Origin of the sequence: Hymenobacter nitidus, assembly GCF_020447315.1 — a bacterium.
GTDB classification, from domain to species: domain Bacteria; phylum Bacteroidota; class Bacteroidia; order Cytophagales; family Hymenobacteraceae; genus Hymenobacter; species Hymenobacter nitidus.
On sequence record NZ_JAJADQ010000001.1, the window covers coordinates 566632 to 581294 of the forward strand.

The following is a 14663-nucleotide window of genomic DNA, read 5'->3' on the forward strand; positions in this document are numbered from 1 at the left end:
TCAGTATCTATATGGCTAATAAACCCGCCTCCAAAGGCCGTCAGCCCGGCAATAGTACCCGCCACCCCGGTGCCACCGACGGCGTGAAAGGCCGCGCCGGCCGTATTCTGGCCAAAGCCAACAAGGACGGCACCTACGACACGGCCTTGGAGCAGGAAACCGCCGTGCTGGTAGCCGTGCCGGATAAGCGTCAGCCCGACGCGCAAACCCAGGAGTACCTCGACGAGCTGGCATTTCTGGCCGAAACGGCCGGGGCCGTCGTCACCAAGCGCTTCGTGCAGCGCCTCGACAAGCCCGACATCCGCACCTTCGTAGGCGAGGGTAAGCTAGCCGAAATAAAGGCCTACGTGCAGCACACCAAGTCCAGCATGGTCATTTTCGACGATGACCTCTCGCCTTCCCAGCTGCGCAACCTGGAAGCCGAGCTGCAAGTCAAGATTGTGGACCGCTCTCTACTCATCATCGATATTTTCGCCAGCCGGGCCAAGTCGGCCACGGCGCGGGCCCAGGTAGAGCTGGCCCAGTACCAGTACCTGCTCCCCCGCCTGACGGGTTTGTGGAGTCACTTGGACAAGCAGCGTGGCGGCGGCGTAAGTCAGCGCGGACCGGGGGAAACCGAGATTGAAACCGACCGGCGCGTGGTGCGCGACCGGATAGCCTTCCTCAAGGACAAGCTCAAGGATCTGGACCGGCAGAGCTTCACCCAGCGCAAGTCGCGCGGGGGCATGGTGCGCGTGGCCCTGGTGGGCTACACCAACGTGGGCAAAAGCACGATTATGAACCTGCTGAGCCGCTCCGACGTGTTTGCCGAAAACAAGCTGTTTGCCACCGTCGACTCGACGGTGCGCAAAGTGGTGCTTGACACGGTGCCTTTCCTACTCTCCGATACGGTAGGGTTTATCCGCAAGCTGCCCACCCGCCTGATTGAGAGCTTCAAGAGTACCCTCGACGAAATCCGGGAAGCCGACCTGCTGGTGCACGTCGTGGATATTTCTCACCCCTCGTTTGAGGAGCAGATTGAAGTCGTCAACGATACGCTCAAGGATATTGAAGCCGCCGACAAGCCCATGCTGCTGGTCTTCAACAAAATTGACCGGTATAACACGGAGGACGAAGAGCACCACGGCGGCTTCGAGGGCATGAACCCCGATGAAGATGCCGTGCCTCGCCCTACCCTGGAGCAGCTGGAAGCCAGCTACATGGCTAAGATGCACGACCCAGTTATCTTTATTTCGGCCCAGGAGCGCCAGAATATCGATGAGCTGCGGGCCCTGCTGGTGCGCCACGTAGCCGCCCTGCAGGAGCAGCGCTACCCCAACCAGAGCTACGGCGAGGCGGAGTAAGCACCGCGCTGCTGCCACCTGCCACACCGCCCGGACCTTGTGTTCGGGCGGTTTTTTTTATGGCTATCCGGCCGGGGTTGCCGTCTTGGTTGCGCACGGGGTTCATGCGAATAGGCAGGCTTGAATACAGCCTGGAATGCGTCTTTACATGGTTATGACAGTCTCACCGAACTAGCAAAATATTTGTAATATACATAAAATACTATGTGTTATTTTGACATATTTTCAATGAAACTGAAACATTTAGTATGATATCCCATATACATCCCCGAAATTGAAATTCATTCTTTTCTTCTTTCCCAACCCTCTCTCCCTTTTACCCATGAAGAAAAACTTTTACGCAATTGCCCTGGCCTGCCTCGGGCTAGGTACTTTCGCCGCCCAAGCCCAGGACCAGCGCGCCTCGTCCGTTGATCTGTCGTCGCAGATGCCAACCCGCCAGTGCGCCACGATGGACGTACTGGAAGCCCAGATGGCCGCCGACCCCAGCCTGGCCAAGCGCATGGCCGCCGTAGAGCGCCACACGGCGCAGGCCGTAGCCAACACGGCTAACCGGGTAAACGCCATTGTCACGATTCCGGTAGTCGTGCACGTGGTGTACAACACGGCCGCCCAGAACGTGTCGCAGGCGCAGATTGATGCTCAAATCAAGGTACTGAACGACGACTTCGCCAAAGCCAACAGCGACGCCAGCCTGATTCCGTCGGCTTTCACCGGTGTGGCCGCTGGTACCAACGTCCGCTTCGTACTGGCTCAGCGCACGCCTACTGGCGCTCCTACCACGGGCGTGGTTCGTCGCTCTACTAAAACCCGCTCGTTCAGCAGCAACGACTTCGTAAAATATACCAGCAAAGGTGGCAGCGACGCCTGGCCCGCCAGCCAGTACCTGAACCTGTGGCTGTGCAACCTCGGCCAGGGTCTGCTCGGCTACGCCCAGTTCCCCGGTGGTGCTGCCGCTACCGATGGTGTCGTTTGCTTGTATTCGTCGGTGCCCGGCGGTACGGCCAGCAACTACAACAAAGGCCGTACGGCTACCCACGAAGTAGGCCACTGGCTGAACCTGCGCCACATCTGGGGTGATGCCAACTGCGGCAACGACTTAGTATCGGACACCCCTACCCAACAGACCTCCAATGGCGGCTGCCCCACCTTCCCCAAGGTAACCTGCGGCAACCAGGGTGACATGTCGATGAACTACATGGACTACACCTACGATGCCTGCATGTACATGTTCACCATGGGTCAGTCGGCCCGCATGGATGCCTTGTTTGCTTCGGGTGGCAGCCGCGCCTCGCTGGCTACTTCGCTCGGCGGCACGGCTCCTCGCGCGGCAGCTGCCACCATTAGTGCAGCCACCGAAGTTGCTATGTACCCCAACCCCGCCAGCAACGTGCTGAACCTGACGCTGCCTCAGACGACGGCCACCAAAGGCTGGTCGGTGCAGGTATACGACCTGCGGGGCCACCAGATGAAGCAGGCAGTTTACAACGGCCAGGGCCAGGTATCGGTAGCCCAGCTGCCCAAGGGCCTGTACCAGATGACGCTGACCGACGGCCAGCAGACGATCCGTCAGCGCTTCGAAAAGCAATAAAGCTCTATCTTAGGCCCGCTGACAGCTGTTGCAGCATCTGCCAGTTCTATGCTCTAAGACCCAAACGTCACTCACCGGAAAAGCCCGCCAACCTTGGCGGGCTTTTCTTTTGTAAGGGCAGGCAGTCGGCGCACTGGAATAATCTAATTCAAAGCACCAAACAAGGCCACCAACAGAATTGCAAAATCCAGTCAAATTTGCGTCGCTACGCTGCATTCGACGAAAGGTTTTAGGTAAAAAATTATAAATATTACATCAACTCAGCAGAATGCCGCTGAAATTTTCAATACATTGGAACCTCGTTCTCCTTTCCCACAACCAAATCCTTTCATTTCCACATGAAAAAAAACCTTTACGCAATAGCCCTGGCTTGTCTAGGACTAGGATTGTCTTCTGAGGCACAAGCACAAAAATCCCTGAGTTCGCGGCAGTGCGCCACCATGGAGTCGCTGGAAGCCCAGCTGGCCGCCGACCCTTCGCTGGCGCAGCGCATGGCGGCCATCGAAAACCAGACCCGCCAGTTTGAAGCCAACCCTACCGCCAACCGGACCACAGCTGTTCTGGGTACTATTCCGGTAGTCGTACACGTGCTGTATAGCAATGCCAACGAGAATATCTCGGATGCCCAGATTGCCTCGCAGATTGCGGTGCTGAACGAGGACTTCCGTAAGCTCAACTCCGACGTCAGCAAAACGCCCGCGGCCTTTGCAGGCCTTGCCGCCGACGCTGGCCTGCAGTTCGTGCTGGCCAAGCGCGACCCGAACGGCAACGCTACTACCGGTATCGAGCGCAAAGCAACTACCAAAACCAGCTGGGGCACCGCTGATGCCATGAAGAGCACCAGCACCGGCGGCCTGAATGCCTGGCCCGCCAGCCAGTACCTGAACCTGTGGGTGTGCAACATCGGCGGCGGCATCCTGGGTTATGCCCAGTTTCCCGGCGGCGCGGCCAGTACCGACGGCGTGGTAATCGGACCCAACTACTTTGGCCGCACCGGCTACCTATCGGCTCCCTTCAACCTGGGCCGCACCGGCACCCACGAAGTAGGCCACTGGCTGAACCTGCGCCACATCTGGGGTGATGCCAACTGCGGCAACGACCTGGTATCGGACACGCCTACCCAGCAGACCTCCAACGGCGGCTGCCCCTCCTTCCCCCGCCGCACCTGCGGCAACACGACCAACGGCGACATGTTCATGAACTACATGGACTACACCGACGACGCCTGCATGTACATGTTCTCGACGGGCCAGTCGTCGCGCATGGGCGCCCTGTTTGCTTCCGGCGGCAGCCGCGCTTCCCTGCTGACCTCGCTCGGCGGCACGGCTCCCGGCACCGGCGGTGGTGGCACCACGCCTACCCCGGTTACCTACTGCTCGTCGAAAGGCAGCAGCGTGGCCTACGAGTTTATCGACTACGTGAAGCTGGGCACCATTGCCCGCACCTCGGGGGCTGACGCCGGCTACTACAACGGCACGGCCACCAGCACTTCGGTAGCTGCCGGCTCGTTGCAGACCATCAGCTACAGCGCGGGCTTTGCCGGCACTGCTTACGCGGAGTACTTCAAAGTCTACATCGACTACAACCAGAACGGCCTCTTCACCGATGCCGGTGAGTTGGTCGTAAACGCTGCTGGCAGCAGCGTAGCTACCACCCGCTCCTCGAACTTCACGGTACCAGCCACGGCCAAATCGGGGGCTACCCGCATGCGCGTGGTAATGAGCGACAACTCGGCCACCGGCAGCTGCAATGCTTACAGCTACGGCGAAACCGAGGACTACACGGTAACCATTACCGGGGGCACGGCCCGCACCGAAACGGCCCGGGTGGCTGGCGTTACCGAGTACTCGGTATATCCCAACCCCGCTACCGACGTGCTGAACGTGGCCATTCCATCCGACCACGATGCCGCCGCTGTATCGGTGAAAGTGTACGACGTGCGCGGAGCCGAAATGAAGCAGGTGCAGTTCACGAACGGTCAGCTGAATGTGTCGCAGCTGGCGAAGGGCGTGTATATGCTCACCATTGCCGATGGGCAGCAGGTGCTGCACCAGCGCTTCGTGAAGCAATAAAGCTTCTGGCCGGGCCGCAGCTTCTCCTTACGGGCTGCAGCCGCTGGCTACTTACCCAACAAGGCCCACCGGTAGCGGTGGGCCTTGTTTGTTTTCTTCGGCCCTGACTTTGTAATCCATTCTTCATAACCATTTGGCAAGGCCAACAGTAAAGAGGCCTGCCCACCTTTCGACGCGCCTTCTATGAAGACCCTGTACCTGATGCGCCACGCCAAATCGAGCTGGAACTTTGACGACCTGAGCGACCAGGAAAGACCCCTCAACGACCGGGGCCGCACTGATGCCCCGCGCATGGGCCAGGCCCTGGCCAAACGCAGCATTCACCTCGATCTGCTGGTCAGCTCGCCGGCGGTGCGGGCCATGAGTACGGCCGCACTGGTGGCCAAGGAGCTGGAGTATCCGCATGGCCAGATTCAGATTATCGCAAGTATCTACCACGCTGAGGTGCCCGATCTGGTGCAGGTGGTGCGGGAGCTGCCCAACGAAACGCAGTCGGTGCTGCTGGTGGGGCACAACCCGACCATCACCGACTTTGCCAACGTCGTTTCGCCCAGCCCCCTGAATGAGCTGCCCACGGCCGCCATTGTGTGCATCAAATTCAACTGCGCCAACTGGGCCGACATTGACCGCCACAACGCCGAGTTCTACTTCTTCGATTACCCCCGCAACCAGCCGGAGTAAGCACGCCTACTGAATCATCCGAATTGCGTACCTCTGACGGTGGCCCCCCACCTGCCGGGGCCGCAGTTCTGCCTTTACCCCGTATGGAATCAACGAAAAAAAGCGCCCCGGTGCTCCTCAACCGCGAGCTAAGCTGGCTTACCTTCAACCGCCGCGTGCTGCAGGAAGCCCAGAACCCCGATGTTCCGCTGCTGGAGCGCCTGAAGTTTCTGGCCATTTTCTCCTCGAACCTCGACGAGTATTTTAAGGTGCGCGTAGCTACGCTGCGCCGCCTGGTGAAGCTCAAGAAGAAAACCCGCGCCAAGCTGGGCGAAGACCCCGGCGAGCAGCTTAAGAACCTGCTCGACGAAGTGAAGCGGCAGCAGCAGGAGTTCGGCGACACGTTTCGCAACGACATCCTGCCCGAGCTGGACCGCCAGCACATTCACCTCGTGGCCGAGCACGACCTGAGCCCCGGCCAGCGCGAGTGGGTGCATCAGTATTTCCGGGAGAAAGTGCAGGATCTGCTGTCCCCCGTGATTCTGGACGACAACCTGCACCACCTGTTTCTGAAAGACCAGACGGTATACCTTACCCTGCTGCTCACCCAGCCGGTGAAGGAAAAGAAGAGGTTGGAAGAGGAGCGGGTGCTGGCCATCGAGCTGCCGACCAAGCGCCACGGCAGCCGCTTCGTGGAGCTGCCGGCCGAAGGGCCGGAGCGCTATGTGATGTTCCTGGACGATGTGGTGCGGTGCTGCGCGGCCGAGTTGTTCCCCAAGTACGAGAAGGTGGAAGTGCACGCCATCAAGATTTCGCGCGACGCCGAGCTGGACATTCAGGAAGAGGTATCGGGCAACCTGATGGCCAAGATTAAAAGCAGCCTGCAAAAGCGCGAAACTGGCTACCCGGCCCGCCTGCTCTACGACCCGGAAATGCCCAAAGCCGTGCTGCGGGCCGTGATGCAGAAAACCGGCATTGGCAAAGATGAGCTGGTAGAGGGCAGCCGCTACCACAACTTCCGCGACTTTTTCGGCTTTCCGGATTTGGGCCTCAACGAGCTGAAGTACCAGGAACAGCCCCCCCTGCCCCACCCCACGCTGCCTCGCACGGCCGGCAAAATGCTGGCCGCCATTGCCGAGCGCGACCATCTATTGCACCTGCCCTACCAGTCGTTCGACTACGTGACACGCTTTATCACCGAGGCCGGCGCCGATGCGCAGGTCACGGCCATCAGCATCACGCTGTATCGGGTGGCGGGCAAGAGCGAAGTGGCCAAGGCCCTGCTTAAAGCCGTGAAGGCGGGCAAGCAGGTCACGGTCGTCGTCGAGCTGAAAGCACGCTTCGATGAGGAATCGAACATGTACTGGGCCGAGAAGCTGCAGAAGGCCGGGGCTAACGTCATTTTTGGCATTCCGGACCTGAAGGTCCACAGCAAGATGCTGCTCGTGACGCGCACCGAAGACGACCAGAACCGCCACTACGCCTACTTCAGCACCGGCAACTTCAACGAAGTCACCAGCGGTATCTACGCCGACCACGGCCTCTTCACCTGCGACCCGCGCCTGACCAACGAGGCAGCTGAGGTGTTCCGCTATTTCCACGACCGGCAGCCCAAATCCGGCTTTAAGCACCTGCTGGTGGCGCCTTTCGAGCTACGCGAGCAGCTCAATGCCCTCATCGACCGGGAAATCAAGCTGGCCAAAGCCGGCAAGGACGCTTATATCATTCTCAAGCTGAACGCGCTGCAGGACGAGCGGATGATCCGTAAGCTCTACGATGCCAGTGAGGCCGGCGTGCGGGTAGAGTTGCTGATCCGGGGTATTTCCTGCTTGGTGCCCCAGCTCGAAGGCCAGAGCACCAACATTCAGCAGCGCGGCATGGTAGACCGCTACCTGGAGCACGCGCGGGTATACGTGTTCGGCAACAACGGCCAGGAAAAGGTATTCGTGGCTTCTTCCGACTGGATGGCCCGCAACCTGGACCGCCGCGTGGAGGTAGCCTTCCCGATTTACAACAACGAGCTACGGGCCGAGGTGCGCCACCTGCTGGACCTGCAGCGCCAGGACAACGTGAAGTCGCGCGACTACCACAACAACTTCCTGGGCCAGGACGACCCCAACGCCAAACCCATCCGGGCGCAGTTTGAAACCTACGAGTACCTGCGCAAGCTCGGCAACCGCCGCCGCAAAGCCCCGGCCAAGCCGTAAGCAACGCCAAAACTGACGCCTGCTAAAAAAGGCCAGCCTTCCGCGCGGAAAGCTGGCCTTTTTGGTTGAGTAACTACCGGCTACTGCCGCTTCAGGAACTTGCGTGGCGGTACAATGAATAGCTCCAGGCTGGCATAAGGGGCGCTGGCCAACTTGCTGTCGATGATTTTCTCCCGGTCGGCGTTGGTGCGGTCGAAGGCGTCGAAGGCGTAGTTGTAGCGGTAGCCGCCCTCAGCCCCAAACCAGAGGAAATCGTAGATTTCCCGCTCCCAGCGGGCCCGGAATTTCACTTCTGTTTCGCGCAGCTCCAGGGTGCGCAGCTCTACTTTGCCGCGGTCTACCTGGCCATTTTCCAGCTTGCGCACCAGCGGAGTGCGCTGCTTCACGATATAGTTCAGGCCATCGACGGAGTAGCCGGCAAAAAACAGCGACTTGGGCGAGGCGTTGTAGCGGGCCGTTACGCGGGCCGGAAATAGGGCCTCAATACCCCAGCGCTTGTTGAACGTGCGGTTGTAGAGCACGGCCGGATACGGACTAAAGCGCCCAAACGTGTAGCCCAGCTGCACGCCTACGCCCCACGAAAACATGGGACTGCGCTTCCAGCCGTACAGAAACTCGGACGATACGCGCAGGTAATCGGTTATGTTCAGCTCCGAGGAGGTGTAGTCGCCGCTCAGCTCGCCCTTCACCCGGAAGATGTACCAGTTCACCTCGTTTACCGGCCGGATAACGGCCAGCTGGGTGCCCAGGGTTTTCAGACCCTTGTTTTCGATGTTGTCGTACAGCTCGAAACCGGTGGGCCGGTCCCGGAACTGGAACTCCTCCCGCTCGTAGTTTACCCCCAGAATCAGCTTCAGGTGCGGGTTGTTCAGCATCGGGATGTACCCTTTGATGACCAGCCGGGCATTCTTGGTCGCCTGCGTGTTATAGTCGGCCAGGCCCACGCTCTGTCCGTTGGTGGCTACGTTGAAGCGCGGCACCCGCTCGTAGTGAAAAATCAGGCCTTTGCTGGGCCCCATCCCCACCACCGAGGGTGTGGCAAACTGCTGGGCGTCAGCGGCGGTGGTATCGGTGGTGATGGGTGCCGGCAAGGGGTAAACCGGCGTGGTGGGCGTCACCTGGGCCTGGGCGGCCAGGGCAAGGCTGCTGAGGCCGGCCGAAAGCAGCAAGCGGCAAAGGGAGGGCGGAGTTGGCAAAACGTAGCGAGTCTTCATGAATGGCGGTAAAAGCGCGAAGGTTTCGCGAAAGAGGCATACGCGTTTCTAAACGTGTTTAAGCCGAAAAGGATGGACTGAAAACCTCAGCCGGAGGATTGATTTTGGAACCAGAAAAAACGCCCCGGACACCTTGCGTGCGGCAAGCTGCCTGGGGCGTTGCGGAGCCAAGAAACCCTCGGCTTAAAACAGGAAGTCGAAGCCGACGAAAACCAGCTTTTCCTCCCCGACCGAGTACGTGGCGTTGATAACGGCCTGCTTGAGCACATCGACCCAGACGCCACCGCCAAAGCCGGTGTGGAAAGCATCGATGCCCGAGCGGGTATCATAGGGCGAGAACACGCGGCCCGCGTCGGCCAGGCCCAGAATACCAAATTTGCCGGGCACCAGATAAGCGTTGAAGGTGAACAGCTGCAGGCGGGCTTCGGCGTTGGCATACACGGTGCTGCGGCCCGCAAAGCGCGTGCGGCGGTAGCCGCGCAGGTTGGTGGTGCCACCCAGCGTATTGGCCTGGTAGAAGCGGTAGTCGCCCCAGTTGCGGGCGGCACCCACGCGGCCGGCCCACGTGAGCTGGAAGGGGAAGTTGGGAGTAAGGTAGAAGCGGAACTCCGAGGTGATGCGGCCAAAGCGGAGCTGCTCGGCATTGAGCTGGTAGTTCTGTTGTACCTCGTTGTACCAGCGCAACCCGATGCGGGGGTTTTTGGGCGAGCTGGCCGCGTCGATGTTCAAATAGGCCCGGGCGCCGAGGTAGCGGTTCATACCAAAGTCGGAGGAGCGGATGCCCACGGCGGCCGTACCCTCGCGGCCGTTGTTGTTTTCATTGAGGCCGGCCGCAATCTGGCTGCCGATGGGGTTGCGCTCCACGTGGAACTGGTCGTACTGCGGGCCCACACCGATTTTAAGGAAGCTGAACACGTCGCGCTCCAGCACAGGACTTGCATAGAAGCGCGAGAAGCGCACCCGGTAGGTGTCGTTGATGTCGCGGTTGCGCACCCGGTCATCCGAGCCCAGCAGCTCGTTGCGGGTGTCGTTGCCTTCGCCGAAGTAGTTGTACAGCAGCTGCGGGCCGTAGAGTTGGGCATTGAGCAACAGGTCGTAGCGGCCAAGCACGTCCACAAACTGCCCGTTGTAGCGCACGTTGTAGGCTTGCTGCGAAGGCGAGTAGTTGGCCGCCAGGGTCTGCTCGGTCGAGAAGGGCGCCTTGCGGAAGGCATAGGTGCGGTAGGTTACGCCGCCGCCGAAAAACAGCCGGTCGTCGATGTTGTAGCCAAAGTACAGCGCCGGCCCGAAGTAGTTCAGGCTGTAGTCTTTGCGGTCGGTGCGGGGGTGGGTGTCGTACTGGCTTACCTCGATACCGGGCTGCAGGCGCAGGCGCGCTTCCTTGCCCCCGTTGATGACGTTGCCAGTGTCGGCGTCGTAAATCTGAGTGCGGTGGCCCAGACCGCCCACGCGGGAGTTGTCGGTAATCGAGTCCCGGTCGGTGCCCCCGATGATACGCAGCAGTGAGCCGCCCTTGGCCTGGCCCGTGACGTTGTAAATATCCTGGCCGGAGAAGCCGTAGATGCGGATTTCCTTGGTTTCCTTGTCGAAGGTTTTATCGAACAGGGTTTTGGTCAGCTGGCCTTCCTTGTTGATTTTGGTCACCTTCACCCGGGTTTTGTCGCCGGCCAGGCGCTCCACTTCAAACTTCTCGCGCTTGGAGCTGCCTTTCACTTCCACGATGTTGTTGAGCGTGGCGTAGTAGTCGTTGGCCAGCTGGGGCAGCAGGTCGCGGCGGCTCTTGAGCTTGGCAATGATTTCGGGGCCATGCAGGTCAAAGATTTCCTTGGGCCACTGCGAGCGGAAGGCCTTTTCGATTTCGGCGTCGGTCAGGTCAGCCTTCATCTTTTCGGCAATCTTCACCCAATCTTCCTTGGTCACCGAGGCCAGAAACACCCGGTCGTTGGCCAGGGCCGTCAGGTTCAGGCCCTTGTAGTCGGCGTAGTCGTAGCCAAAGTTCTGGAAGTTGCGAATGGCCCACTTGCGCGAAGCCAGGTAAGGCAGCAGTCCGTCGCCCTTAAAGAAGGCAATGTCGCGGTCTTCGGGCACGGCCGTAAATTTCCGGTCGCCTTCCTTGTCCTTGGTTTCGGCCCAGCGCCACTGGTCCTCGTGCCGGTCCCAGTCGCCGATCCACATGTCGAAGAGGCGGGAGCGGGCAAAGGCTTTCTCGTTGACGCGGTTGTCGTTGTCGTCAATCAGCCGTTCCATCACTTTGTCGGTGCCCACCAGGTTTTCGGCGTTGCCCAGCGACTCTACATTGCTCTGGTCGTCTTTGGCATCTTCCTCAATCATGGCCGGCGTGTTCGAAAACCGCTCGTAGTACTGGCCCAGCAACGGGTCCTGCGGAATGTACACCGGCTTGGGGTTGGTGTGCAGAATGCCGGCCGTCGTGCCGAGCACTGACACCGGAAAGGCGCCGAACGGGTGCTGGGCCGAAATCTGGTCCTGCAGAATGTCCTTGGCTGCGCCTTCGCGCAGGGCTTCGGGCAGCACGGCGGCGGGGTCTTTGTTCAGGCCGCGCAGGGTGTAGTTACGGCCTTCCTCGTTGCGCACCTTCAGCGAGGCGGTTTGCTTGCCGCCCCCGATTTTGTAGGGCTCCAGGCCGCCGCGCTCGGTGGCCATGTCCAGAATGGGGAAGGTAACGGGCGTGGCCCACTCCTTGCGGTAATGCTCGCCGAACAGGAAACGGTGAAACTTGCCCCGCTCGTCGTAGTTCTTATTGACGGCCAGCGTGATGGTGCTGTCGGCGTAGTTGGGGCGCTTGATATTCTTGACCTCCTGAATAGCGGCTACCTCCTGGGTGGCTTTGGCATACAGGGGCGTACGGAACACCAGACGCCCGCTTTCTCCCTTATCGTTGGGTACCCAGAACTCGGTCCAGACCTCACCGTTGTCGTAGTAGTTCACCCGCGACCAGCCTTTCTCCTTGTCCGAGAAGATGGCGTCGCCGCTCTTGCCGGGGCGCACGTGCTGGGTTTTACAGCCCGAGCCGCTCACAATCTGGTGCATAGTATTCACCTTGAAATACTGCAGGTTGTGCTCGTGACCCGAGGCGTAGATGATGTTGGGGTACTTGTCGAAAATCTCCATCAGGCCCTTCTTGTAGGCCTGGTACTGCGGGTGGGGAATGTCCTGGCTGATGCCGCCGTACTTGCGGGCAAATGGGTAGACTGAGCCCAGAATGGGCAGGGGCAGAAACGCGTACTTATAGACGATGGATAGTGGGAAGAAATGGTCGGCCAGGGTGAAATAGCCCCCGTGAATACCATCCGAGAAAATCGGGTGGTGGGCAATGACCATGATGTTGCGGTTCTGGTTCCGCTGGATAATGTCTTCGAGCTGGGTGAAGAAATCGGTTTCGTTGGCCACGCCGCAGCCGCTGTTGTTGCCGTAGGGCCGCTCGCCGTTGGTTTGCAGAAACCACTGCGAGTTGATGGCAATCATCAAGATATCGTCCTGCAGGCGCACCTCAAACGGGCCAGGGCAGGCGTCGCGCGGAATGAAAAAGTCGCCGGTGAAGGGGAAGGCGGCTGAGTCGCTGGTCAGGTAGTTTTCCACGAAGGCCTGCTCGCGGTTCACCTGGTCGACGCCGCCGGCCTGGCCCTGCTTCCAGTCGTGGTTGCCCGGAATCATGTATTTCTCGCCGGCATAGCCGCGCAGCGACTCGAGCTGCCCAATCATGCGCTCCTCCGACTCTTTGCGGTCGTAGGCGCCTTCGCGGGGCATGCCGTACTCGTAAATATTGTCGCCCAGAAATATCGTGGTACTTTTCGGGCCAGCCTTCACAATTTCCTTGTGCAGAAAATTCAGGGACGGTTCGCCGCCGTCGGCGGTTTTCACGGGCTTGCCCACGTCGCCGATCAGGAAGATGGAGTAGCGGATGCGGCTGCTATCGGGGGGCGTTTTAGTTTCCCAGTTTTCCCCGCCGTGGTTCAGATTGACCTTGGCAGGGCGGGGCGTTTGAGATTTTTGGGCAAAGGCAGGATGCAGGCCGCTTAGCAGAAGCAGAAAACAACCGAGCAGAAAAGGTCTTCTCATATAGAAGCAATGAACGTAAAAGCAGCGCGGGAGGTATGATAGAAAAAGAGGGAGCTGCACCCTGAACCCAGACTAGAAAGCCGTAGAATACTAGCATACGGCAGCGCGCATCGGGCGTTGGCAGGCTGTGCGCTGCCCTACGCAATCCGTCCGGCTACGGTTGGGCTCGGGGGTGGCAAAAACTTCACTGTGCAATTCGCGTTCTAAGCCCATACGGGGCCGGCACGCACCGCTACCCGCCCCATATTACTTCCGCCACATGGAAACTACTGAGACTCTAAAACCGGCCAAAGCCGAAATCCTGAAAAAGGCCAAAGCCTATATCACGACCCTGTTCGAGGAAAAGCTGCCCAAGCCATTAGTATATCACTCCTTCAAACACACGGCTAGCACCGTGAAAGAGGCCAAAGCCCTGGGCGAGGCCAGTGAGCTAAGCGGCGAAGACCTCGAAGCGCTGGTGCTGGCCGCCTGGTTTCACGACACGGGCTACACGGAAGTGTACGACGGCCACGAGTTCCGCAGCATGGAGCTGGCCGAGCAGTGGCTGCACAGCCAGGGCTACCCCGCCGACCGCACGGCCGTGGTCAAGGACATTATCAAAGCCACGCACCGCGACGAGAAGGCCAAAACCGAGCTGCAGCAGCTCATGGTGGATGCCGACCTGAGCAGCATGGGCCGCGAAGATTTCTTTGCCAACGGCGAGCTGCTGCGCGCCGAGTGGGAAACCGTGCTGGGCAAAAGCTACGACAGCGTGGAATGGGCCGAAACCCAACTCGACTACCTGCTCTCCTCGAAGTTCCTGACCGATGTGGCCAAGGCCCGCTACAAGGAGCAGTTCAAGGAAAACCTCAAGGACCAGCGCAAGCTGCTGAAGAAAACCGAGAAAAAGCAGAAGAAGCGCGAGCAGGAAGAAGTCGGCAACTTCGCCGAGGGCAAGCGGGGCGTCGAAACGATGTTTCGGACCACCTACAGCAACCACATCAAACTCTCGGACATGGCCGACAAGAAGGCCAGCATGATGATTAGCCTCAACGCGGTGATTATGTCGGTCATCATCACCTACCTGGGAGCCAAAACTACGGCCATCGGCCCGGCCTTCACCCGTAACCCCGTACTGACGGTACCCATGGGCATTCTGCTGGCTACGGCCCTGGGCTCGGTGGTGTCGGCCATTCTCTCGGCCCAGCCCGACGTGACGAGCTTTAAGTGGCTCAAGAAAAGCCCGCAGGTGGCCACCAACCGCCGCGTGAACCTGCTCTTCTTCGGCAACTTCACCAAGCTCAGCCTCGACGACTTCCAGAGCGGCATGACGGGCCTGATGCGCAACAAGGACAACCTCTACACCAACATGGTGACGGATATTTACTACCTGGGCGAGGTGCTGGCCCGCAAATACCGGCTGCTGCGCATCAGCTACACCATCTTCATGGTGGGCCTGATTCTGACGGTGCTGTCGTTTGGCATCGTGCTGCTCTACAAATCGTAGCGACATTCGGAAG

At 59.7% G+C, this 14663-nt stretch carries 8 protein-coding genes; 6 read left to right on the forward strand and 2 right to left on the reverse strand.

What is annotated here, in order from left to right; translation table 11 throughout:
- Positions 1 to 11: 11 nt before the first annotated feature.
- From hflX to ppk1, 5 genes are all read left to right on the forward strand, one after another.
- Positions 12 to 1343 carry a GTPase HflX gene (hflX, locus tag LGH70_RS02465; RefSeq protein WP_226182342.1) on the forward strand — a complete coding sequence of 444 codons (1332 nt, stop codon included), beginning with the start codon at positions 12 to 14 and terminating at the stop codon, positions 1341 to 1343.
- A gap of 322 nt (positions 1344 to 1665) precedes the next feature.
- On the forward strand, positions 1666 to 2934 hold the full coding sequence (locus LGH70_RS02470; protein ID WP_226182344.1) for a M43 family zinc metalloprotease: 1269 nt from the start codon (positions 1666 to 1668) through the stop codon (positions 2932 to 2934).
- A 440-nt stretch (positions 2935 to 3374) separates the two neighbouring features.
- A complete protein-coding gene (locus tag LGH70_RS02475) occupies positions 3375 to 5006 on the forward strand; it encodes a GEVED domain-containing protein (protein WP_226182346.1) in 1632 nt (543 codons plus the stop codon).
- A gap of 183 nt (positions 5007 to 5189) precedes the next feature.
- On the forward strand, positions 5190 to 5687 hold the full coding sequence (locus tag LGH70_RS02480) for a SixA phosphatase family protein (protein ID WP_226182348.1): 498 nt from the start codon (positions 5190 to 5192) through the stop codon (positions 5685 to 5687).
- 83 nt (positions 5688 to 5770) lie between these two features.
- Positions 5771 to 7873, forward strand: coding sequence for a polyphosphate kinase 1 (ppk1, locus tag LGH70_RS02485; protein ID WP_226182350.1), 2103 nt, complete (start codon positions 5771 to 5773; stop codon positions 7871 to 7873).
- An 80-nt stretch (positions 7874 to 7953) separates the two neighbouring features.
- Here the strand turns inward: ppk1 and LGH70_RS02490 are convergent, their stop codons facing one another.
- Positions 7954 to 9087, reverse strand: coding sequence for a DUF6268 family outer membrane beta-barrel protein (locus LGH70_RS02490; protein WP_226182352.1), 1134 nt, complete (start codon positions 9085 to 9087; stop codon positions 7954 to 7956).
- Between the two features lie 183 nt (positions 9088 to 9270).
- A complete protein-coding gene (locus LGH70_RS02495) occupies positions 9271 to 13164 on the reverse strand; it encodes a metallophosphoesterase (protein WP_226182354.1) in 3894 nt (1297 codons plus the stop codon).
- Between the two features lie 259 nt (positions 13165 to 13423).
- Between LGH70_RS02495 and LGH70_RS02500 the strand changes: the two genes are divergently transcribed.
- Complete coding sequence (locus LGH70_RS02500; RefSeq protein ID WP_226182356.1) at positions 13424 to 14650, forward strand: Pycsar system effector family protein; 1227 nt, start codon at positions 13424 to 13426, stop codon at positions 14648 to 14650.
- The last annotated feature ends 13 nt before the right edge of the window (positions 14651 to 14663 follow it).